The organism is Enterobacter sp. YSU (genome assembly GCF_016082135.1).
In the GTDB taxonomy this organism is placed as follows: domain Bacteria; phylum Pseudomonadota; class Gammaproteobacteria; order Enterobacterales; family Enterobacteriaceae; genus Enterobacter; species Enterobacter hormaechei_C.
In genome coordinates, this window is record NZ_CP059487.1 from 441045 (window position 1) to 460916 (window position 19872).

Here is a 19872-nt window from a genome sequence, read left to right on the forward strand (position 1 = left end):
TGCATCAATACAGGAGACGTTATGCAGGAATTAATTGCTCAGGTTGAAGAGTTAGGGATTGAAATTAATCACACCACCTCTTTAGTGATTATCTTTGGTATTATTTTTCTTACAGCCATTATCGTTCATTTTATTCTGCACAAAGTGGTGCTGCGCGCATTCGAGAAACGCGCCCAGGCCAGCAGCCATTTATGGTTGCAGATCATTACGCAGAACAAATTATTTCACCGTCTGGCGTTTACCCTCCAGGGGATAATCGTCAACGTTCAGGCGGTTCTGTGGCTGCAAAAAGGCAGCGAAGCGGCGGAATTACTCACCACCTGCGCGAAATTGTGGGTGATGGTTTATGCCCTGCTCTCCTTCTTCTCGTTGCTGGACGTGATTTTCAATCTGTCGCAGAAAATGGCTACCGCCTCGCAGCTGCCGCTGAAGGGGATATTCCAGGGCGTTAAGCTGGTGAGTGCCATTCTGGTGGGGATACTGATTATCTCCCTGCTGATCGGTCAGTCACCCGCCATTCTGATAAGCGGCCTGGGTGCGATGGCTGCCGTTCTGATGCTGGTCTTTAAAGACCCGATACTGGGCTTAGTGGCGGGCATTCAGCTCTCCGCCAACGACATGCTCAAGCTCGGCGACTGGCTGGAGATGCCGAAGTACGGCGCCAACGGCACGGTGACCGACATCGGCCTGACCACCGTTAAAGTGCGCAACTTCGATAACACCATCACCACCATCCCGACCTGGGCGCTGGTGTCCGATGCGTTCATCAACTGGAGCGGCATGTCCGCCTCCGGTGGTCGCCGCATCAAGCGTAGCCTGAATATCGATACCACCAGCATTCATTTCCTCGACGAGCAGGAGCAGCAGAAACTGATTCAGGCGAAACTGCTGAAGCCGTATCTGGCGGCGCGTCATGAGGAAATTAACCTGTGGAATCAGCAGAACGGCGAAGGGGAATCGGTATTAAACCTGCGCAAGATGACCAATATCGGCACCTTCCGTGCCTACCTGAATGAATATCTGCGTAACCACCCGCGCATTCGCAAAGATATGACGCTGATGGTGCGCCAGCTCGCGCCGGATGCCAACGGGCTGCCGATTGAAATATATGCCTTTACCAACACGGTGATCTGGGCGGAATACGAAGATATTCAGGCCGACATCTTCGATCATATTTTCGCGGTGGTAGATGAATTTGGCCTGCGTATTCACCAGTCGCCAACCGGAAACGATATTCGCTCGCTGGCTGGCGTCATCGCCAGATAATCAGGAGCTGGCGCGGGAAATAAAGCGCCAGTCCATCATGACCCTTTCCGTGGGCGCATCCGGGTTGTCGATCTTATTTAACAGCAGATTGACCGCCTTGCGCCCGATATCCCGCGACGGCTGTTCAATAGTGGTGAGTGAAATCATCTCCGCCAGCTCAGTGCCGTCAAAGCCTACCACCGCGATATCTTCTGGCACCCGCAGCCCTGCCTGCTGAATGGCGCGCAGCGCCCCCGCCGCCAGCGTATCGGAAACGGCAAACACCGCATCCGGCGGGTTTGCTTTTAACAGGTTTTGCATCGCCGCCATGCCCGCACCGGAGCTGAGCTCACTGGCGTACTCCACCGCCTGATAGTCCAGATCCCGCAGGTGTATGACGCTCTTATAGCCGCGCTCGCGCAGACGGGCATATTTGTAGCTGAGGTCGTGGTTGATGAGCGCAATGCGTTTGCGTCCCCCGTCGGCAAGCTGGCTGACAACGTGCTGGGAGGCATCAACATCATTAATCCCCACGCAGGAGACCGCGCCCGCATCGGCGTATTCAGCGCACTGCACCCACGGCGCGTTGCCAATCAGCGCGGCCAGCTCCGGCAGTTTCGAGAACGCATCCATGGTGATAATGCCGTCGACGATTTTGCCGGAGAGCAGGCTTAAGCCCGAGCGGGAGCGCTCAATATCCGAGCCGGAGTTGCACAGCAGAATGCGATAGCCGTTCTTTTCTGCCTCGGCTTCAATGCCCTTCACCACTTCGGCGCAGAACGGGTTGGCGATGTTCGAGACCATCACCAGGATCATATAGCTGCGGGCAGTGCGCAGCTGACGCGCCAGCAGATTGGGCTGATAGTTACTCTCCTGGATCGCCTGCAAAACGCGCTCGCGGTTTTTCGCCTTCACGGTATCGCTGTTATTCAGTACGCGGGAGACCGTTGCCACGGATACCCCGGCCAGTTGAGCGATTTTCTGAATTGACATAGCGACGATACATCCTGCGGTTAGCGTTTTGTGCAGGCTACCATAAATTGATTGCCCGGCGAACCGGGCAATGCGTCAGTATTCCACGCGCACCCAGCGCTGCTGCTGATGACTTTTCATAATCGCATCAATGATATACATCACACAGGCGCCATCGTGGAAGGTGGCAAACTGCGGATTATCCGGCATCGCGCCCGCCTGCACGGCACGGTAAAACTGCGCCATCATATTTTTAAAGGCATCCGGCCAGCCTTCAATGTGCCCGCCGGGGAAGTGGGCGCTGTCGGCCACGTCACGGTTCATCAGGCCCGGATCGTCGCAGAGTATCTGGTTTGCCCTGGCGCGATGGCCGACCCACAGCTGCTGCGGGATTTCCTGATCCCACGCCACCGACTGCTCGCTGCCGTTAATTTCAAAGGTCAGGCGATTTTTTCGCCCCGCGCTCACCTGCGAGACGCTAAAGCTGCCCTTGCTGCCGTCGTCAAAGCGGAACAGCACCGAGCCAAAGTCTTCGGTGGTGACCGGTTTGTCTTCATACTCCGCCTGCTCGTCATGGGAGAAGGTCTGATGACCGCCCGCGCTGGCCTTGCGCGTCGGCCAGACGGTGGATAAATCAGCCATCACCCCGGTAATACGCCTGCCGGTCACATACTGTACCGTATCGCACCAGTGGGAGCCGATATCCGCCACCGCCCGCGACGCGCCACCGAGCGCGGCATCCACCCGCCAGTTGTAGTCGGTTTCCAGCAGCATCCAGTCCTGTAAATAGCTGCCGTGCGAGGCAAACAGCCGCCCGAGGCTGCCCGCACGCATCATGCTCGCCGCCTGGCGCACCATCGCAAACTGGCGATAGACAAAACTCACGCCATGCACCACGCCTGCCTGCTCCGCCAGCGCCACCAGCTCGCGCGCCTCGTCCGGCGTCATGCACAGCGGCTTTTCGGAAAACACGTGCTTGCCCGCACGCAGGATCTGGCAGTTAATCTCCGCGTGCAGGTGGTTCGGCGTGCAGTTGTGCACCGCGTGCAGATTAGGGAGCGCGAGCAGTTCCTCCACGCTGGCACAGGCGTGCGGCACATTGAGCTGGTGCGCCTTTTCCTGCGCCTTAACGAGCGAGCCGTCACAGAGCGCGACCACCTGCACAAACCCGAGACGCCTGAGCGCCTCGATATGTGCCGGGCCAATAAATCCGCTGCCGATAATCCCGACATTAATCATGGCTGCCCCCTGCGGCGAAATCATCAAACGCCCGTCCGGAAACCGGGATGATATGACGGCGGATAAATTCACTGCCCTCACTCGCGCCGGTATCGCCATCCTTCAGGCAGCACTCCCACTCCAGCACCGCCCAGCCGTCGTAGTCGTACTGGGTCAGCTTGCTGAAAATGCCCTTAAAGTCGATCTGTCCGTCGCCGGGCGAGCGGAAGCGTCCGGCGCGGTTGATCCACGGCTGGTAGCCGCCGTAGACGCCGCTGCGCCCGCTGGGGCGGAACTCGGCGTCCTTCACGTGGAACGCTTTAATGCGCGCATGGTAGATATCAATAAAGGTCAGATAGTCCATCTGCTGGAGCAGCATATGGCTTGGATCGTAGAGAATATTACAGCGCGGATGGTTATCGACCAGCGCCAGAAAACGCTCGAAGGTGACGCCGTCGTGCAGATCTTCCCCCGGATGCAGCTCAAAGCAGACGTCCACGCCCTGCTCGTCGAAGGTATCCAGAATCGGCCGCCAGCGGGCTGCCAGCTCCCCGAATGCATCCTGAAAACGCTGCTCGTTGTGCGGCGGCCACGGGTAGAAAAACGGCCAGGCCAGCGATCCGGAGAAGGTGGCATGTGCTTTCAGGCCTAATCGGGCCGAGGCGACCGCCGCCTGCTTCAGCTTTTCCGTCGCCCACGCCTGACGCGCCGCCTCGTTACCGCGCACGGAAGCAGGGGCGAAATGGTCAAACGCCTCGCTGTAAACCGGGTTTACCGCAACAAGCTGCCCTTCCAGATGGGTCGACAGCTCGCTGATGACCAGCCCATGCGCGGCCAGCCTGGCGGTGATGTCGTCGCAGTAGGCCTGACTCTCTGCGGCTTTCTCCACATCAAAAATATGCGGATGGTTGCAGGGGATCTGCACCGCTTTGTAACCCTTCCCCGCCGCCCATCCTGCCAGCCCGTCGAGCGTGTTGAAGGGCGCTTCCCCGCCAATAAACTGCGACAGAAAAATGCCCGGTCCTTTCATTGTCCTCATACCACCTCCTGAACGTTACGCCTTGTCATCGTCATACTTAAACGTGAGAAGGAAAATCAGCGCGATCGCCGCGGCAGCCACCGCCGGGATCCACCAGAATGTGACCCACGCCTGCGGCACGGTCTGCCCTGCCACCAGACGGTTGTAGAGCGCGCCGGAAATCTGCGAGCCGAGCAGCATGCCGATGCCGTAGGTGAACATCACGATCATGCTCTGCGCCTGGCCTTTGACCTTTTCGCCCGCCACGCGGTCGGTGTAGATAAAGCCAACGACAAAGAAGAAATCGTAGCAGACGCCGTGGAGCAGAATGCCGAGATACAGCAGAATGCGCCCCTCCTCGCTGACGCCCAGCGCGAACATGGCATAACGCACGAACCACGCCAGCATGCCGATCAGCAGCATATATTTCACGCCCAGGCGGCGGAACAGCAGAGGAATAACCAGCATGAAGACGATCTCAGACATCTGCCCGAAGGACATGGCGGTGCTGACGTCGGCAATGCCGGCATCCGCCAGATACGAGGCGGTGTAGGCGTAATAGGTGCCGAGCGGGACGGAGATCAGCATCGCGCAGACGGAGAAGACGAAGAAGTGGCGGGTTTTGAGCAGCGCGAAGGCGTCCGCGCAGAAGAGATCCCGCACCTTTACCGGCAGGCCTTTCGCCGGGGCGGGCGTGTGCGGCAGCGTCAGGCTGTAGATCGCCAGCAACACGGAGCTGACCACCGCCACCTGGAAGATGGTGACGCTGGACGCCACGCCGGTGACGCCGATGAAAATGCCCGCCGCGATCCAGCCGATGGTGCCGAACACGCGCACTACCGGGAAGGTTTTATCCACGTTCGCCAGACTGTGAAACGCAATGTTGTTGGTCAGCGCCAGCGTCGGCATATAGCAGAGCGTGTAGCCAAACAGCAGGCCAATCAGCAGCGCGCCGTTCTCAGCAATCAACGCCCCCGGCACGAACCAGAGGATCGCCGCGCCCGCGAGGTGCATCACCGCCATCACCTTCTGCGAGGCAAAGAAGCGGTCCACCAGCATCCCGAGCACGAACGGCGAAAGAATGGAAGCGATGGGTCCGGCAGAGAACGCGTCGCCAATCAGCAAAGACATGTTGTGCCTGGTCATCACCAGGCCAAGCGTGACCGACCAGCTACCCCAGATAAAAAATTGCAGAAACATCATCAGCGACAGACGCGGCACCAGCAGCCGGTGCTGTGTTATCGCCTTTTCACTACTCTCAGTTGACACCATGATAAGCCTCACCCGGAAAAAGTAATCGATTACAAATTCGCTCAAATGAAAAGTAATCGATTACAAAATAAAGATCCTGTGGATCAAAACAGAATTGGGAGGGGAGTCACGATAAAGGTGAAGGGGAGGTGCCGGGTGACGGCTGCGCCTTACCCGGCCTACTAAATAACGTCCCCGAACATGTAGGCCCGGTAAGCGCAGCGCCACTGGGCGTGAAGGCGGGTGCGGTCTGGTTTGGTGCGGTCTGGTGCCCTCACCCCGGCCCTCTCCCACAGGGAGAGGGAGAAAACCGCGCTACTTTTTGCGTGAAAGCTTAAACGCGATAAACAGGAACACCACCCACACCGGCAGCAGCATCGCTGACAGGCGCATCTCATCCATGGTGCACATCAGCACCAGAATCAGGCCGAGGAAGGCGATACAGAGGTAGTTCCCCGCCGGATAGAGCAGCGCTTTAAACTGGGTCTCGCGCCCTTTGCGGCGCATCGCCGCGCGGAAGCGCAGGTGCGCCAGGCAGATCATGATCCAGTTCAGCAGCAGCGTGGCGACAACCAGCGCCATCAGCAGGCCAAACGCCTCTTTCGGCAGCAGATAGTTAATCAGCACCACCAGCGAGGTGATAGCGCCAGAAAGGAACAGCGAATTGATCGGCACGCCGCGACGGCTGACGCGGGTGAGGAACTTCGGCGCGTTGCCCTGTACGGAGAGCCCAAACAGCATGCGGCTGTTGGAGTAAACCCCGCTGTTGTAAACCGACAATGACGCCACGAGAATGACGAAGTTGAGCGCCGAAGCCACCACGTTGCTGTTCAAATCGTGGAAGATCATCACGAACGGGCTACTGTCAGATTTCACTTCTACCCACGGATAGAGCGCCAGCAGCACCACCAGCGAGCCGATATAGAACAGCAGGATACGGTACACCACCTGGTTGACCGCTTTCGGAATGCTTTTGTGCGGATCGCGCGCTTCAGCCGCGGTGATGCCAATCAGCTCCAGCCCGCCGAAGGAGAACATAATGACCGCCAGCGACAGGATCAGCCCTTTCCAGCCGGTCGCCAGAAAGCCGCCGTGCTGCCACAGGTTGTCGATGCTTGCACGCTCGCCGCCGTGACCGGAGAACAGCAGCCACAGGCCAAAGCCGATCATGCCGATAATCGCCAGCACCTTGATCAGCGCAAACCAGAACTCGGTCTCGCCATACAGGCGCACGTTCACAAGGTTAACGGCGTTAATGATGATGAAGAAGGCCGCGGCCCAAATCCACGTTGGCACGTCCGGGAGCCAGTACTGCATATAGATGCCGGCGGCGGTCAGCTCTGCCATGCCCACCAGCACGAACATCACCCAGTAGTTCCAGCCGGAGAGGAAGCCTGCGAACGGCCCCCAGTATTTATAGGCAAAGTGTGCGAAGGAGCCGGACACCGGCTCTTCAACGACCATCTCGCCGAGCTGGCGCATGATCAGGAAGGCGATAATCCCGGCGATAGCGTAACCCAGCAGAACCGCCGGGCCAGCCATTTGAATGGCGGGGCCGATGCCGAGAAACAGCCCGGTACCGATCGCGCCGCCAAGGGCAATTAACTGAATATGTCGATTTTGCAAACCACGTTGCAGCGTCGGACTCTGATCCGACGAAGCTTCAGCGCTACCATGGCCTGAAGCGGATGACGCGTCTTTCACGCCCTACCCCTGTCTCTTTTTTAGAAGGGGCACGTTTTAACACTTCATGCTGGTGGTAGCAAGCTTAACGCCGGGCCAGCGCATGCGCCCGGCGGATAAACGTCACGACCCGATGATCCCGCCGTCCGCTTTGGTAATCACCACCGTTGACGATCGCGGACGCCCGTTCGGGCTGGCGTCTGGCCAGTTGGAAACAGCGCGCGGATTGGCCGGGTCGGTAATATCATCCCCGCCCTCCCCCGGATGCTGAATGTTGATAAACAGCGTGCGGTTGTCCGGCGTAAACGCAATGCCGGTGATTTCACATCCGCGCGGCCCGGTCAGAAAACGGCGATACTCGTTGGTGCCCGGAATGGTGGCGACCATCTGGTTATTGCCCATCCCCTCGTACGCTTTCTTATTGATGGTGCTGGAGGAGACGTCGGTCTGGATCCACAGGACGCCCTGGTGATCGAACGACAACCCATCCGGGCTGCCGAATGCCGCGCCCTGCATGGAGCCTTTGGCCTTCGGATCGTCGCCGTCGGTACGCCCGGCCATAACCAGAATATCCCACTTAAAGCGTGCGGCGGCAGGATCGGCACCCTCTTCGTGCCAGTGCATGATGTGACCAAACACGTTGTTGGCGCGCGGGTTAGCGGCATCGACCGGTGCCTTCCCCTCTTTACCGCGATCGCTGTTGTTGGTGAGCGTACAGTAGACGCTGCCGCTGGCGTGCGGATCGACGGCAATCCACTCGGGACGATCCATTTTCGTTGCCCCCACCGCGTCGGCCGCCAGGCGGGTTTTGATCAGCAGATCGCCCTGGCTTTCAAACCCGTTGCTTTTATCCAGGCCATTTTGCCCGAAGATCAGCGGCAGCCAGTCGCCGCTCCCGTCTTCGTTGAACCTGGCGACGTACAGCGTGCCGGACGTCAGCAGCTGCATATTGGCTTCCCGGTTCGCGGGATCGTATTTTTTGTCGGAGACAAACTTATAGATGTACTCAAACTTCTGGTCGTCGCCCATGTAGACCACCACGCGATTTTCGGCGGCGAGCGTGACGGCGGCCCCCTCATGCTTGAAGCGGCCCAGCGCGGTGTGCTTGCGCGGGGTGGAGGTCGGGTTGTAGGGATCGATCTCCACCACCCAGCCGAAACGGTTGGGTTCGTTAGGGGTTTTATCGACGCTGAACCGCTCATCCACCTCGTTCCAGCGGTAGGACTCATCGCTGTCGCTAATGCCGTAGCGTTTTTCCAGCGGATGGAGATCGGCTTTTTTCACAAAAATGTCCGACCAGTTCTCCTCGCAGGTGAGATAGGTGCCCCAAGGCGTGTGGCCGTTGGCGCAGTTCTGCATGGTGCCCAGAACGCGTTCCCCCTGCGGATCGGCGGCGGTTTTCATTAAATCCTGATGCCGCGCCGGGCCGGTAAGCTGCATAGGCGTATTGACGGTAATACGCCGGGCGAAGGAAGACGGACGCACCACCTCCCAGCCGCTGCCCGTTTTTTTCACTTCCACCACCGACACGCCCATCGCGTTCTGCCCCTTGCGGGCTTTATCGAGGCTCCAGTTCGCCGTACCGTCGGTAAACAGCATCCCGTTATCGATGTATTCATGGTTCAGCGCCAGCAAGCCATGCTCCGGGTTTTGCGCCCCCTGCGGCAGGCTAAACCACGCCATGCCATCGTGGTGCATACCCGCCTGCACAGCCTGTTCGTCTGTGGTATTGCTGGCGTCCGGCTTAAATGCCGGCATGTTGTCTTTGATTCCCGTCGGATCACCCCAGCGATAGAACGGGCGGGCAATATAGCCTTCTGGCACCCTGACCGTGTCTTCCGTGGAGACGTCGATGCTGGTAAAGCCCAGGGAAACCGCTTTTGCCAGCGCGGAAGGCTTCGATACCGCGGCAATGGCATTTTCGGGTGTGATCAGATACGGGAATGATACGGCGGCCCCCGCTACGGCCCCCATCTGGAGAAAACGGCGGCGGGAGAGGAACACCTCTGCAACCTCGGAGAATACCGGGTTAGCGCTGCGGTTACTGATATCGTCGCGATGTTCTTTTTTAAATACGGATTTGAGGGGTCTGCCCATAGCGGCTTCCTGTCATTGGCCAAGAGGTAAGGATGTGGCGACCAGTGTAAGAAGCTTTTATTACAATTTTATAACACGACAACGAAGGGATTGGGGCGTCCCTGCCCCGGATAACGAGGTGGAACGCTTAGAACTCGTAGCCAACCGAGACCTTAAAGGTACGCGGCTCGCCCTGAGTGATGTAAGTACCGGAATCGTCCACGCTTGACCAGTAGTTCTCGTTGGTCACGTTGTCGATGCCTGCCCGCACGGTCATCTGGTTTTCATTGTGGTTCACCGCGAAGCGATAGCGCATGCCCAGATCCAGCGTGGTGTAGCTGTCCAGCTTTTTGGTGTTCGCAAGATCGGCATACTGCGTGCCGGAGTGGTTAACGCGTGCGGTCGCCGTCAGGCCTTCAATCGGCTTGATATCGTACTCTGCGCCCAGCACGGCGTAGAAGCTCGGAATACCGATCGCATCGTTGCCCTGATTGACGCCGTTTTTGGTTTTGGTCAGCTCGGCCTGCAACCAGGTGGCGCTGGCATTCAGGCGCATCCCAAGCATTGGCTCGCCGAAGACGTTCAGCTCCACGCCGCGGTTACGCTGTTCTGCATCCAGGCCGTAGTGACCGCTGTCGTCAAGGATCGCCGACGGCATTTTGATCTCAAACAGCGCCAGGGAGCCGCCCACGCGGCCAAAGTCCGCCTTTACGCCCACTTCGTTCTGCTTAGAGTGCACGATACCGGTGCTCTGGCCGTAGTTGTTTGCTGAGCGAGGCGCAGTTTCACCGGGCTGTAACGCCTCGGTGTGGTTGGCGTAGAGGGAAATTTCCTCCCACGGTTTATAGACTACGCCGTAGGTTGGCATCCAGCGGCTGCCGTCGAAACCGTCCGCGTCGTTTTCCGCGCCGGTGATTTTGTTGTACCCGCGGATGACAACTTTCTGATGACGTGCGCCTGCGGTGAACAGCAGCTTGTCGTCCAGTACGCCCAGCGTATCGCTCAGCAGCCAGCCCTGGGTACGGGTGCGCCCGCTGGTCAGCGGATCGCTGTATTTCCCGCCTAAGCCGTTGAAGTTAGTGCTGTCCGGCATATCAACGCCGGTGTTGTGATAGATGTTGGTGGTCGGGTTATCTGCCGCCGCCGACATTTTCCACGCGATTTTTTCGTTTTTGGTCATCGCTGAATACCCGACGTTGACCTTGTGCGAGACAAAACCGGTGTCAAAGTTACCGCGAATGCCCGCCATGCCGCTGACGGAATCGCTGATGCGGTTGGTATCAAGGCGGCTGACCGTCGCATTACCGCTCTTATCGAGGAGCTTCGGCGCGCTGTAGATCCCTTCTTCGTGCGCGTGCTGCGCGCCGAGACCGGTATATGCCGTCCAGCTATCGGTGATGTCATACTCGCTGCGCCACATCCCGAACTCGTTTTCGATATCGCTGTAGGCCCACTTCTGCGAGAAGTTGCGATCGTTCTTCGGCGGCTCAGGCACAAAGTCCACCGCCGAGATGTTGACGCTGGTTGGGCTGCCGTGGAAGGTTTTTTTCTGGTAGCCCAGGTCCAGCGAGGTGCGGAAGCGGTCGCCTTTGTAATCCAGGCCGGTGGAGAGCAGCGTGGTGCGGCGGCGGTCGTTCGGCACGCCGGTTTCCCCTTCGCGATGCACGAGGTTCACGCGCGCGCCAAACTGGTCGTTATCGCCAAAGCGACGACCCGCATCCAGCGTGGTGCCAATCTGGGAATCCGAGGTGTAGTCAACGCCCACTTTCGCCTGCGGGGTGTCGCCCGCGTGTTTAGGCTCAAGGTTGATCATCCCGCCCACGCCGGAGCTTGCGGCGCCGTTCATCAGGGAGTTGGCCCCTTTGAAGATCTCGATACGGTCGACCATCTGGGCATCCACCACCTGACGCGGCAGCACCCCGGACAATCCGCCAAAGGTCATATCGTCGCCGTCAAACTTCAGGCCGCGAATGCGGAAGGTTTCCGCGCTGTTGCCGTAACCCTGAACAAATTGTACGCCCGCGTCGTTGGCAACCACGTCAGCAATGGTTTTTGCCTGCTGATCTTCCACCAGCTTCGAGGTGTAGCTGATGATGTTGAACGGCACGTCCATGGCGTTCTGCTGACCGAGCATACCCATGCGCCCGCCGTTCGCCACCTGGCCGTCGAGGAAGGCCGGAAGCAGCTGGTCACCACCGGGTTTGAAATCACTCCCCGCCGTGGACTGGACCACGATGGTGTCCTCTTTTTTCTCATCCGCCGCAAAAGCGGAGTGTGTAACCGCGCCGATGGCAATCGCCAGCAGCGTTTTGTGCATTGTGGTGTTGTTCATAATGAGCTCTTAACGTGCGCGCAAAAATGACCCGTTGTCGGGCCTTAAAAGTTATTAAAAGAAATGCAAATGAGAACTATACGCATTATGAATGCGTAATCAAGTGTCAACGGACATCTCTGAGCGAGAAGAGACAAGAAACAAGGCTGGCGGGAGGTATGGCGCGCAACCACCCCGAAACAGGGGTGGTTGCTAAGGCATTATTTTTTCTTGAAAATATCGGCGGTACCGTGAATTTTGTTGTTGGTGTTGCCGGAAGTCAGCACCAGAACATCAGCACCTTCTTTATCGGCTTTCTCGATCAGCTCTTTTTTCGCGTCGTCTACCGAGACTTCATTGGAAGTGCTAACCGTACCGATTTTTTCATACTGTGATTCCACTTTCTCAAACTCGTTTTTCGTCAGCAGTTCAGCCGCAAAGGTATTGGTGGTAAACAGAAATGCAGCGCCCATCAAAATAGCAGTCGTTTTTTTCATAACCTTTTTCCTTGAGATTAATCAGCAACTACGAAAAGCCCCACGAGTAAGAGTGAGGTGATATGAGCATGGTAGAGGAATAGCAAAATTGCCATAGGGTAAGAAAAATACTGTTATAACAGTCAATTGTGCTGTGAAAAATGTGCGTTAACGCTACTTTCGCGAGGGGTATTTCATGGAGAAAATCAGCAGGACGTCGCGCAGGCGGCAATCTGTGAAATTTAATGGCACGCCCTGTAGGATTCGAACCTACGACCTACGGCTTAGAAGGCCGTTGCTCTATCCAACTGAGCTAAGGGCGCACGGAGAAGAGTGTACTTCGCGGTGGTGAAACGCCTGGAATTATACGGTCAATGCGTAGTGAGTCAATGCCTTTTCCGCCTTCTCTGGCGATAATGACTAGCTGATTGTAAATACGGCTGTTTTTTCAACATTTATCCCTCTTTTACGGGCTGCGAAAAGGCTTAGCCGCTTTTAAGTAACGCCTGCTGTTTTCCTGTTTACTTCACCTTCACACTGTCCAGCGGTAACCCGGCCGCCTGGAGGCTGGAAGTGAACAGGACGACGGAGTGACAGCGCCAGACCAGACAGGTTTTCCCTCGTGCGTGCAGCACATCTCACACGATATTACAGGCATTAAGCTTGAACCCATTGTCGCCCTCTCATCTTCGCGCACGGTGGGGGCCGAAGTGCTCAGCGTGCTGTCGCCGCATCAGCAAAACGAAAGCTTTTTCCAGGACTGGTCCGCCGCCCGGGCGCTTATGCTGCTGGAAGCACAGATCGCCGCGTTAAAAAACCCCTTCCCCTGTGACAACCTTTTCATAAATTTGCCGATAACCGTTCTGACCATACCGGAAATGTTCCAGCGTTTACTGCAACTTAACAGCCCACCGCTGAACATTGAACTCGTGGAGCCTGCCTCGTTCTTTACACTCTCAGACCCGGCGCGTCTGAGGGTGAGTTGTGCGCTTCAGCAGTTGACCGCGCGAGGACACCGGATCTGGCTGGATGATATTGATGAAGCGTCAGGACAAGCATTTTTATCCTGCCGCCTGCCATTAAGCGGAATAAAAATCGATAAGATCGCTTTCTGGCGTTTACGTGAAACGCAGGCGCTGACACAGCTGGTCACCCTTTGTTCAAAAATCGCTGCGAATGTGCTTATTGAAGGCATTGAAACAGAACGGGACCGTACTTGCGCGCTTCATGCTGGCGCGCGCTTCGGTCAGGGATATTATTGGCCATCCTGGAGATGGCAGGAGGACTGAACGGTCATCGCCAAGAGGGAAGCTATGCGAATGACAGTGCGCCGTTACCGGCGTCGTCGGACAGGAAGTGATTCACTGGGTTCTACGCACTCGCCTTTTGCTCTCCCATTTTTTGATCGTCTCGAATATTTGAGCCAGTCAATCAACCAGACCCGCAAAACCGATGCTCCCTTTATCATTCTGGTCACACAGGATAATTTTTTCCGTTCCGGTTTACTGAGCGGGCAGTCGCCCCTGAGCAATTGCTGCGACTATTCCACGCTGGAAGCCGCCCTCAGTGATTTAAATCACTGGCCTTCATCGCGTCTGGTAATAGACATTGAGAGCCGCGCCTCGCCGCTCATCGACCTGCTGGACCGATTACGCCGCCACAGCCTGTTCGCCCCCTACCTGACACCCTACCTGCTCGTCCGCGCCGATGATTATGATGCTCGCCTGTTTTGTAAAGCGGCTGGCCCTTTTCATGTGCTTGAACGCCAGCTAACGGCGCTGGCTATGCAACAAACCTTGCTGGAAGCACCGTCACCCGCCGGCAACCGCAAAGAGTGGTTTTCACGGGATGAATGGCCGATCTTACAGGCGCTGTCGCAGGGGAGCTCCTTGCGGCAGATCGCGCAGTTACAGAACCGCCCCTACAGCCGCATTATTTACCGTCTCAGCTGCATCCTGGCGAAACTTGGGCTGAATCATCGTCATGAGTTGCTACATCTTCTCAACAACCTCTCAGATTTCACGTATTAGCGTATTCAGTAACTTCTTAATTCCTAAAGACCTTTAGGAAATTACTTAGGATGTATGTTAAATTTTTGTGTTTTTTAACAAAACTTTCGATTTTATAACTATTCCTAATTCCAGGTCTTAAACCATGCGAAATGCTGCCGGTAAGCTCAACGAGAGTGATTTTATCCATGCGTTAAGGTTCTGGCGCTTCAGTTAACAGGATGATAATGGTGTAAAAACAAGCGATTCACCTGTAAAAGAATGCGATGAGAGGTGAAGAAAACAGCAGATAGTACTGTTCTGTTGTTGGGAACGGCAATTTGCCAGGAGGCGTTTGAAACGGAGAGATGACGCACGAAATGGCGGATTTCAGGGATGGCAGGCAGGCGGGATGTTGGTTGTCACAGCCTGCCCGCTGTTAACATTCATTTAACATACAGTAAAATCGTTTATTTTTTGTTATTACATAAAGATGAAAGTGTGTGGTAAATGCAATATCAGGACATTTTTGCTAATTTTAAAAAGTTAGTGATTCAGATCCAGAACATAATAATCAGCAATATATGGATATTAATTTACAGGCTTTTCGGACAATACTTAAACGGTATAATAAGACGTGTTTGACACGCGAATAAGAAAAATCATTTTGCCATAACCAGCCTTATGAGATAACTGCGCTGAGGCATTGATATCACCACTACGTAAACAAGGATGCTTTCGCTCTTCCCAGGGACATTTACCGTACAAGGATCTGCGCAATTATCCTTCCGGCTTTTCGAGAGTTTTAACAAAACTCAGCATAACGCTTTTAACAATCTGAGGCATAAAAAATGAAACCGGCATCCGTTATCATTATGGACGAACACCCTATCGTCAGAATGTCGATAGAAGTCCTGCTACAGAAAAATAAAAACATCCAGGTCAAACTGAAGTCAGGCGACAGCCACGAGGTGCTTGACTGTATACGCAACCACCCCATTGACCTGGTCATTCTCGATATTGAAATGACGGGCACGGATGGGTTCGTATTACTGAAAAGAATCAGGAACTTAAATAAAGACATTAAGGTTCTTTTCCTCTCTTCGAAATCTGAAGCCTTCTACGCAGGACGCGCCATCCGCGCCGGGGCAAATGGTTTTGTCAGTAAGCGAAAAGATCTGGGGGAAATTTATAACGCGGTGGAAATGATCCTGACGGGCTATTCCTTCTTCCCCTCAGAAACATTGAGTTTTATAAACCATCTGGGCTCGCGGACGGGCGCCGCTGTGGATATGCCATTATCAAATCGTGAAGTGACGGTTCTGCGATATCTGGCGAACGGATTATCTAATAAGGAGATTGCGGATCAATTATTACTTAGCAACAAAACAATTAGCGCCCATAAGTCTAATATCTTTTCCAAGCTGGGCGTGCAAAGTATCGTTGAATTAATTGATTACGCGAAAGCACACGAATTACTATAATCCTACCCTCTCCCTGCAACATATAACCGTTACAGGGAGAGTGGATACGATTAATTATAATTAATCATGAAAGTTGCATCGGCGTCAGCCCGTCCCGGCTGCGGGTTATCCGCCGTGGCGATATAATTGGCATAAAACGACAGTTCGGCATTTCCCTGCGCATCTACCGCCACCGTCTGGCTGGTCTGCTGCAACGCGAGGCGCGTTTTATCCCGGTCGAGGATCTCCACGGCCACGTTGCTGGCCGCGCTGGCATCATTCAGCGCCAGCAGGCTATTATCATGCCCGTCCATCTTCCCCGTAAATGTGACCGAAGCCGCCCCCGGCGGACATCCGGTCAGCTTCAGGGTGAACGGTACAGGCTGCGTCCGGCTCCCCGTTGTGCGAAGCTGTTTCGTGGGCCAGGTGCCGAGCGTGACGGTTTTATTGCTGTCGTCCCCCTCCGCCACGCAGGTAAAATCCACGATATTGCCGTAGAGCTGAATGTTAATTTCCCCAAGCGCCGTCTCTGCGTATGCAGGGGAGCAAAGCGCAAAGAGCGCGACGGCTAAATACCGCATTCCGTTTCGCATACCTGCTCCTTAGTCGTAGTCGACGCGTAAATAGCCGCGAGAGGTAAAACGCCCCTCGGCAGGTTTTTTACCGGTTACGCTGACGGGCCACGCGCGGATCCCCACCTGCGCCTGAGCGCTGTCGTCCAGACGGAACGGGATTTTGCTGGTCAGGTTGTTGGGCGTCAGCGGCACGCCATTACTGTTGGCAATCACAAAACCCACATCCGCGTTATCGGAAACCAGCGCACTGCCTGAAACCTTCTCCGCCTCAACACGCATCGTGAGCATGGCGTTCGCCTCGACGTTGGTGCATTTGATGCCGATGGTTTTGCTTTGCGCTGAGATCCCCTCCGGCTTATTCCCGATGCCTGCTTTACTGAACAGGGAGGCGCCGATGTCTCCGAAATCGAACTCCACCACATTCCCGGCATTAATTTCACAGCTCTGAGGCACCTGAATGGTCCCGCTGTAGCTGATGGTATAAACCGGCGTGGTGAGTGGATCCGAGGAGGTCGTGGTGACGTAAACCCGGAACATGGTCGCCCGGGGGATCACCACCATATTGATAAAGCGTCGGGTCACTTTAAGCCGGAAGACGAGGCTGGAATCCTGTACGCCAAACGGTTTGTTTTTAGACACATTCGGGTGGCTCCCCATCTGGATGTAGCTTTTGGGCGGATAAAACGTGCCAGCGTAGCTGTCGGTGATTTTCATCGCCCCGTCCAGATAGTCGTTTAGCTTCAGATACTGGTAGCCATCGCTGGTGCCCGTAACAGGGAAATCGGTAACATAGCTGCGCTTGGTGGTGTTCCCGGACGTTCCCTTAGGGCAGACGGCGTTGACGCCCACCCACTGGGACTTCTCGCTGAGCGTGACAATCTGCCCCACCTGGTTATTGGAGCTGTTAAATTTATCCGTCAGGTCGTAATACACCTCCGTCGGCACGCCATTTTCATTGACGCAGACCGTGGCGAAGGCCTCAGATAGCGGAAAAAACGCCAGCAGGGATAGCCCCAGATAATGGATTTTATTCACAGCGGATCCCCTTAAGTGTGATCGCCTGTTGCAGGCTTTGTTCTGGCAGGCTGTAGGGCGCACGACACTGGGACTGTTTCCCGTCTCCCCACTGAATCAGCAGTTCTCCGCTCAGCGGCAGCCCGCTCAGGTAAATCTGACCGTCATCTCCCACCATGCTGGTTACGCCGCTCTGCGTCTCACGCACCACCGCCCCAAACGGTACAGGCTGGTTATCACGCTTCACGGTGAGCAGCGCACGCACGCCGATGCGGGTGTCAAAACTGGCGCGCACCAGCGCACCGTTCGTCGGCACGACGCTGGAAACGTTATTTTCAATGTCGGTGTTGTTGCTCATAGTGTTGGTGTCGAGCGCCACGCGGTTGTAACGGTACACCGTGGCGTACGGCATCACCGCATAGCCACGCCAGTCTGTTTTGACGCCGGTCTGGTTTTCGACGCTCACGCCTGACGCGCCCGGCGCTTTGATCAAGACGTTGGTATCGCCCAGCGGCTGACTGAATGTGATGCCGTCTGAATGCCCTACCACGCCGCCGGAGAGCTGCCAGTTGAGGTCGTGCTGATCCCGGGCGTAGTTGTAGCCCACGCCCAGCGTGCCGTACGTTGCCTGCCAGTTAGCGCTGGCGCTGCCGCTGGCACCGTTATTGCTGGTGTGACCCTGCGTGACGCTGTAGTTCAGGTTACGATCCTGGAGCAGCGTTCCGCTGATCCCGGTCTGCCAGCTGGTATCACCGTCGCTGTTGCGGCTGGCTGAGGCCGTGGCATAGGCCCGGTCGATCGCGTTATCGCGACGGTAGCCGTGACGGGTGAACAGGCTGAACGGGACGGAGACGTTGAACGAGGCGATCCGGTCGGTTCCGTCAATGCCGACGGCCTTGTTCCACGACCAGGATAAGGCGTAGCTGACCCCTTTCACCCCGCCCGCGTAGCCAAGCTGATACCAGACGTTGGATTCGCTGGTGCCCCAGTAACTCTGCTGGCTGCCCGACACGTACACCGAGCCATAATCGCCGAGAGACTGGGAGATATTGAGCTGGAAACGCCCTTTTTTATTCAGCGTCAGGTTGTGATAGCTCTGCACGTCCGGCACGCCGTCATCGTCCTGATCGTCGCCATACTGGTAGCCTTCCATTGTGCGCCAGGCCACATCGTCGAGGGTGTAGAAGCCTTTGGTCGAGTAGCGATAGCCCAGCAGCTGGAAGTTGGTGCCGAATCCGTTAAGGGATTTTGCGTACAGGAACCGCAGGGACTGCCCTTCATGGCGGCTGTCATCGGCAAGCTGGCTGCGGGCATGGGTGAGATCAAGTGAAACCGCCCCCCAGTCACCGAGGTTTTTACCCGCGCCAATGGCGATGGCGGTATAGCGCGAGGCCAGCTGCGTTCCGCCGTATAGCGTGTAGCCGTCGGCAAGACCCGCAATCATCGTACCCTGAGTAAAGAACGGCGTGTCCTGCTCGCTGTTGCCGCTGCGATAGTCCCCTGCCACCAGATCGTATTTCCAGCGTCCTTCACGCTGGAGCAGCGGAACGGTGGAATACGGGACGGTGTAGCGCTGCTGGCTGCCGTCCTTCTCTTCCACCGTCACCTCCAGGTCACCGCTTGAGGAGGTCGGGTTAAGATCAGTTATCGCAAAAGCCCCCGGCTGCACATAGCTCTGGTAAATCACGTATCCGTTCTGGCGGATCACCACTTTGGCAGGGGTGCGGGCGATTCCGCGCACGGTAGGTGCGTAACCTTGCAGGCTGTCCGGGTACATACTGTCGGACGAATAGAGGCGACCACCGCGAAAACCAACGCTGTCGAAGACATCGTTACCGGTGTTGCTGTCGCCAAGCACCAGCTCGCTTTTCAGCGGGATGATCGTACGCTGCGCCCAGGTACCAATATTTTGCCAGCTGCTGTGCCGCTGTCCGTTGCTTTCGGTATAACGCCACGCGCCGTTATTGCGTAATCGCCAGGCGCCATAGTTCAACCCGCTTTGCAGGTTCAGATAGTAGCTGTCGTCGTCGCTGCCCCGGTTGCCGGTAAAGCTGTAGTTCAGCAGCGCGGCGGGGATGCCTTCATCCCACTGTTCAGGCGGAATATACCCGCGGGCGCTGTTTTGCATCGCCACCTGAGGCAGGCTGACGTTCAGGCGCAACGAGGCGAAGTTGAACGCCGTTTCGCTGCCCGGAATAGCCGTGGTGAGCGGAACGCAGGTATCGCCCTGCACGTTGCTCAGTTCCGGGAAGGCGGCGATATTGACGCCAAAGCGATCGAGCATCGCGCGCGTAATGCACGGCGACAAACCGCCCGCGACCGGCGGCGTGTTGTCAGCTTGCTCAAACCGCACGTCCTGCGTGCCGATAAACTCATCGTTACGCCAGATATCGACGCGATAGACGCCCGGTGCCTGCTGGTGGCCTTTTTCAAAACGCGACAAATCCGCCACGTTCGCCGTGTCATCGGAGAGAAACGCCGGGTTAAAGTAGCTTTCGCCCCAGCCAGCGAGTGGCCAGAGCGTTGCCATCAGTGCCAGCGCAACCGGGCAGTAACGCCATTGAGTGTTCATCGCCCTGTCT

15 protein-coding genes and 1 tRNA gene are annotated in these 19872 nt (G+C 56.4%); 4 read left to right on the forward strand and 12 right to left on the reverse strand.

Going from position 1 to position 19872, the window contains the following annotated elements; all coding sequences use genetic code 11:
* Nucleotides 1-21 precede the first annotated feature (21 nt).
* Nucleotides 22-1266, forward strand: a complete 1245-nt coding sequence (locus H2Z33_RS02115; RefSeq protein WP_015571212.1) for a mechanosensitive ion channel family protein — start codon at nucleotides 22-24, stop codon at nucleotides 1264-1266.
* Here H2Z33_RS02115 and H2Z33_RS02120 read toward each other — a convergent pair whose 3' ends face one another.
* The 9 genes from H2Z33_RS02120 to H2Z33_RS02160 all read right to left on the reverse strand — a co-directional run bounded on the left by H2Z33_RS02120 (nucleotide 1267) and on the right by H2Z33_RS02160 (nucleotide 12573).
* A complete protein-coding gene (locus H2Z33_RS02120) occupies nucleotides 1267-2238 on the reverse strand; it encodes a LacI family DNA-binding transcriptional regulator (RefSeq protein ID WP_015571213.1) in 972 nt (323 codons plus the stop codon).
* A gap of 75 nt (nucleotides 2239-2313) precedes the next feature.
* On the reverse strand, nucleotides 2314-3456 hold the full coding sequence (locus H2Z33_RS02125) for a Gfo/Idh/MocA family protein (RefSeq protein ID WP_032652872.1): 1143 nt from the start codon (nucleotides 3454-3456) through the stop codon (nucleotides 2314-2316).
* Complete coding sequence (locus tag H2Z33_RS02130) at nucleotides 3449-4474, reverse strand: sugar phosphate isomerase/epimerase family protein (protein WP_017382558.1); 1026 nt, start codon at nucleotides 4472-4474, stop codon at nucleotides 3449-3451. The genes H2Z33_RS02125 and H2Z33_RS02130 overlap by 8 nt, the downstream gene beginning before the upstream one ends.
* 15 nt (nucleotides 4475-4489) lie before the next feature.
* Nucleotides 4490-5725 (reverse strand): MFS transporter, encoded by a 1236-nt coding sequence (locus H2Z33_RS02135; RefSeq protein ID WP_032670434.1) that lies wholly within the window; start codon nucleotides 5723-5725, stop codon nucleotides 4490-4492.
* Nucleotides 5726-6019: 294 nt separating this feature from the next.
* A complete protein-coding gene (gene pheP, locus H2Z33_RS02140) occupies nucleotides 6020-7408 on the reverse strand; it encodes a phenylalanine transporter (RefSeq protein WP_017382559.1) in 1389 nt (462 codons plus the stop codon).
* A gap of 102 nt (nucleotides 7409-7510) precedes the next feature.
* Complete coding sequence (locus H2Z33_RS02145) at nucleotides 7511-9484, reverse strand: PhoX family protein (protein ID WP_063134764.1); 1974 nt, start codon at nucleotides 9482-9484, stop codon at nucleotides 7511-7513.
* A 127-nt stretch (nucleotides 9485-9611) separates the two neighbouring features.
* Nucleotides 9612-11795 carry a TonB-dependent receptor gene (locus H2Z33_RS02150; RefSeq protein ID WP_058689240.1) on the reverse strand — a complete coding sequence of 728 codons (2184 nt, stop codon included), beginning with the start codon at nucleotides 11793-11795 and terminating at the stop codon, nucleotides 9612-9614.
* A 200-nt stretch (nucleotides 11796-11995) separates the two neighbouring features.
* Complete coding sequence (gene yahO, locus H2Z33_RS02155; protein WP_015571217.1) at nucleotides 11996-12271, reverse strand: DUF1471 family periplasmic protein YahO; 276 nt, start codon at nucleotides 12269-12271, stop codon at nucleotides 11996-11998.
* Between the two features lie 225 nt (nucleotides 12272-12496).
* A tRNA-Arg gene (locus H2Z33_RS02160) sits at nucleotides 12497-12573 on the reverse strand.
* Nucleotides 12574-12876: 303 nt separating this feature from the next.
* Between H2Z33_RS02160 and H2Z33_RS02165 the strand changes: the two genes are divergently transcribed.
* The 3 genes from H2Z33_RS02165 to fimZ all read left to right on the forward strand — a co-directional run bounded on the left by H2Z33_RS02165 (nucleotide 12877) and on the right by fimZ (nucleotide 15722).
* Nucleotides 12877-13539, forward strand: a complete 663-nt coding sequence (locus H2Z33_RS02165) for an EAL domain-containing protein (RefSeq protein WP_017383241.1) — start codon at nucleotides 12877-12879, stop codon at nucleotides 13537-13539.
* A 24-nt stretch (nucleotides 13540-13563) separates the two neighbouring features.
* Entirely contained in the window at nucleotides 13564-14280 is a 717-nt protein-coding gene (locus H2Z33_RS02170; RefSeq protein ID WP_017383240.1) for a helix-turn-helix transcriptional regulator, read from the forward strand.
* Between the two features lie 809 nt (nucleotides 14281-15089).
* Nucleotides 15090-15722, forward strand: coding sequence for a fimbria biosynthesis transcriptional regulator FimZ (fimZ, locus tag H2Z33_RS02175; protein ID WP_003858901.1), 633 nt, complete (start codon nucleotides 15090-15092; stop codon nucleotides 15720-15722).
* 50 nt (nucleotides 15723-15772) lie between these two features.
* On the opposite strand, the gene sfmF is transcribed toward fimZ, so the two are convergent.
* From sfmF to H2Z33_RS02190, 3 genes are read right to left on the reverse strand one after another with little or no spacing between them, the layout of a single operon-like run.
* The gene (gene sfmF / locus H2Z33_RS02180; protein WP_048229273.1) at nucleotides 15773-16294 is read right to left on the reverse strand and encodes a fimbria assembly protein; all 522 of its coding nucleotides are present in this window, start codon (nucleotides 16292-16294) and stop codon (nucleotides 15773-15775) included.
* Nucleotides 16295-16303: 9 nt separating this feature from the next.
* The gene (gene fimH / locus H2Z33_RS02185; protein WP_047063265.1) at nucleotides 16304-17311 is read right to left on the reverse strand and encodes a type 1 fimbria D-mannose specific adhesin FimH; all 1008 of its coding nucleotides are present in this window, start codon (nucleotides 17309-17311) and stop codon (nucleotides 16304-16306) included.
* Entirely contained in the window at nucleotides 17304-19862 is a 2559-nt protein-coding gene (locus tag H2Z33_RS02190; RefSeq protein WP_015571221.1) for a fimbrial biogenesis usher protein, read from the reverse strand. The genes fimH and H2Z33_RS02190 overlap by 8 nt, the downstream gene beginning before the upstream one ends.
* Nucleotides 19863-19872: the final 10 nt, after the last annotated feature.

Excerpts from the sequence above, each read along its gene's own strand:
- H2Z33_RS02115 (WP_015571212.1), top strand. The coding sequence starts at position 22 with ATGCAGGAATTAATTGCTCAGGTTGAAGAGTTAGGGATTGAAATTAAT.
- H2Z33_RS02120 (WP_015571213.1), bottom strand. The coding sequence starts at position 2,238 with ATGTCAATTCAGAAAATCGCTCAACTGGCCGGGGTATCCGTGGCAACG.
- H2Z33_RS02125 (WP_032652872.1), bottom strand. The coding sequence starts at position 3,456 with ATGATTAATGTCGGGATTATCGGCAGCGGATTTATTGGCCCGGCACAT.
- H2Z33_RS02130 (WP_017382558.1), bottom strand. The coding sequence starts at position 4,474 with ATGAGGACAATGAAAGGACCGGGCATTTTTCTGTCGCAGTTTATTGGC.
- H2Z33_RS02135 (WP_032670434.1), bottom strand. The coding sequence starts at position 5,725 with ATGGTGTCAACTGAGAGTAGTGAAAAGGCGATAACACAGCACCGGCTG.
- H2Z33_RS02145 (WP_063134764.1), bottom strand. The coding sequence starts at position 9,484 with ATGGGCAGACCCCTCAAATCCGTATTTAAAAAAGAACATCGCGACGAT.
- H2Z33_RS02150 (WP_058689240.1), bottom strand. The coding sequence starts at position 11,795 with ATGAACAACACCACAATGCACAAAACGCTGCTGGCGATTGCCATCGGC.
- yahO (WP_015571217.1), bottom strand. The coding sequence starts at position 12,271 with ATGAAAAAAACGACTGCTATTTTGATGGGCGCTGCATTTCTGTTTACC.
- H2Z33_RS02170 (WP_017383240.1), top strand. The coding sequence starts at position 13,564 with ATGCGAATGACAGTGCGCCGTTACCGGCGTCGTCGGACAGGAAGTGAT.
- fimZ (WP_003858901.1), top strand. The coding sequence starts at position 15,090 with ATGAAACCGGCATCCGTTATCATTATGGACGAACACCCTATCGTCAGA.
- sfmF (WP_048229273.1), bottom strand. The coding sequence starts at position 16,294 with ATGCGAAACGGAATGCGGTATTTAGCCGTCGCGCTCTTTGCGCTTTGC.
- H2Z33_RS02190 (WP_015571221.1), bottom strand. The coding sequence starts at position 19,862 with ATGAACACTCAATGGCGTTACTGCCCGGTTGCGCTGGCACTGATGGCA.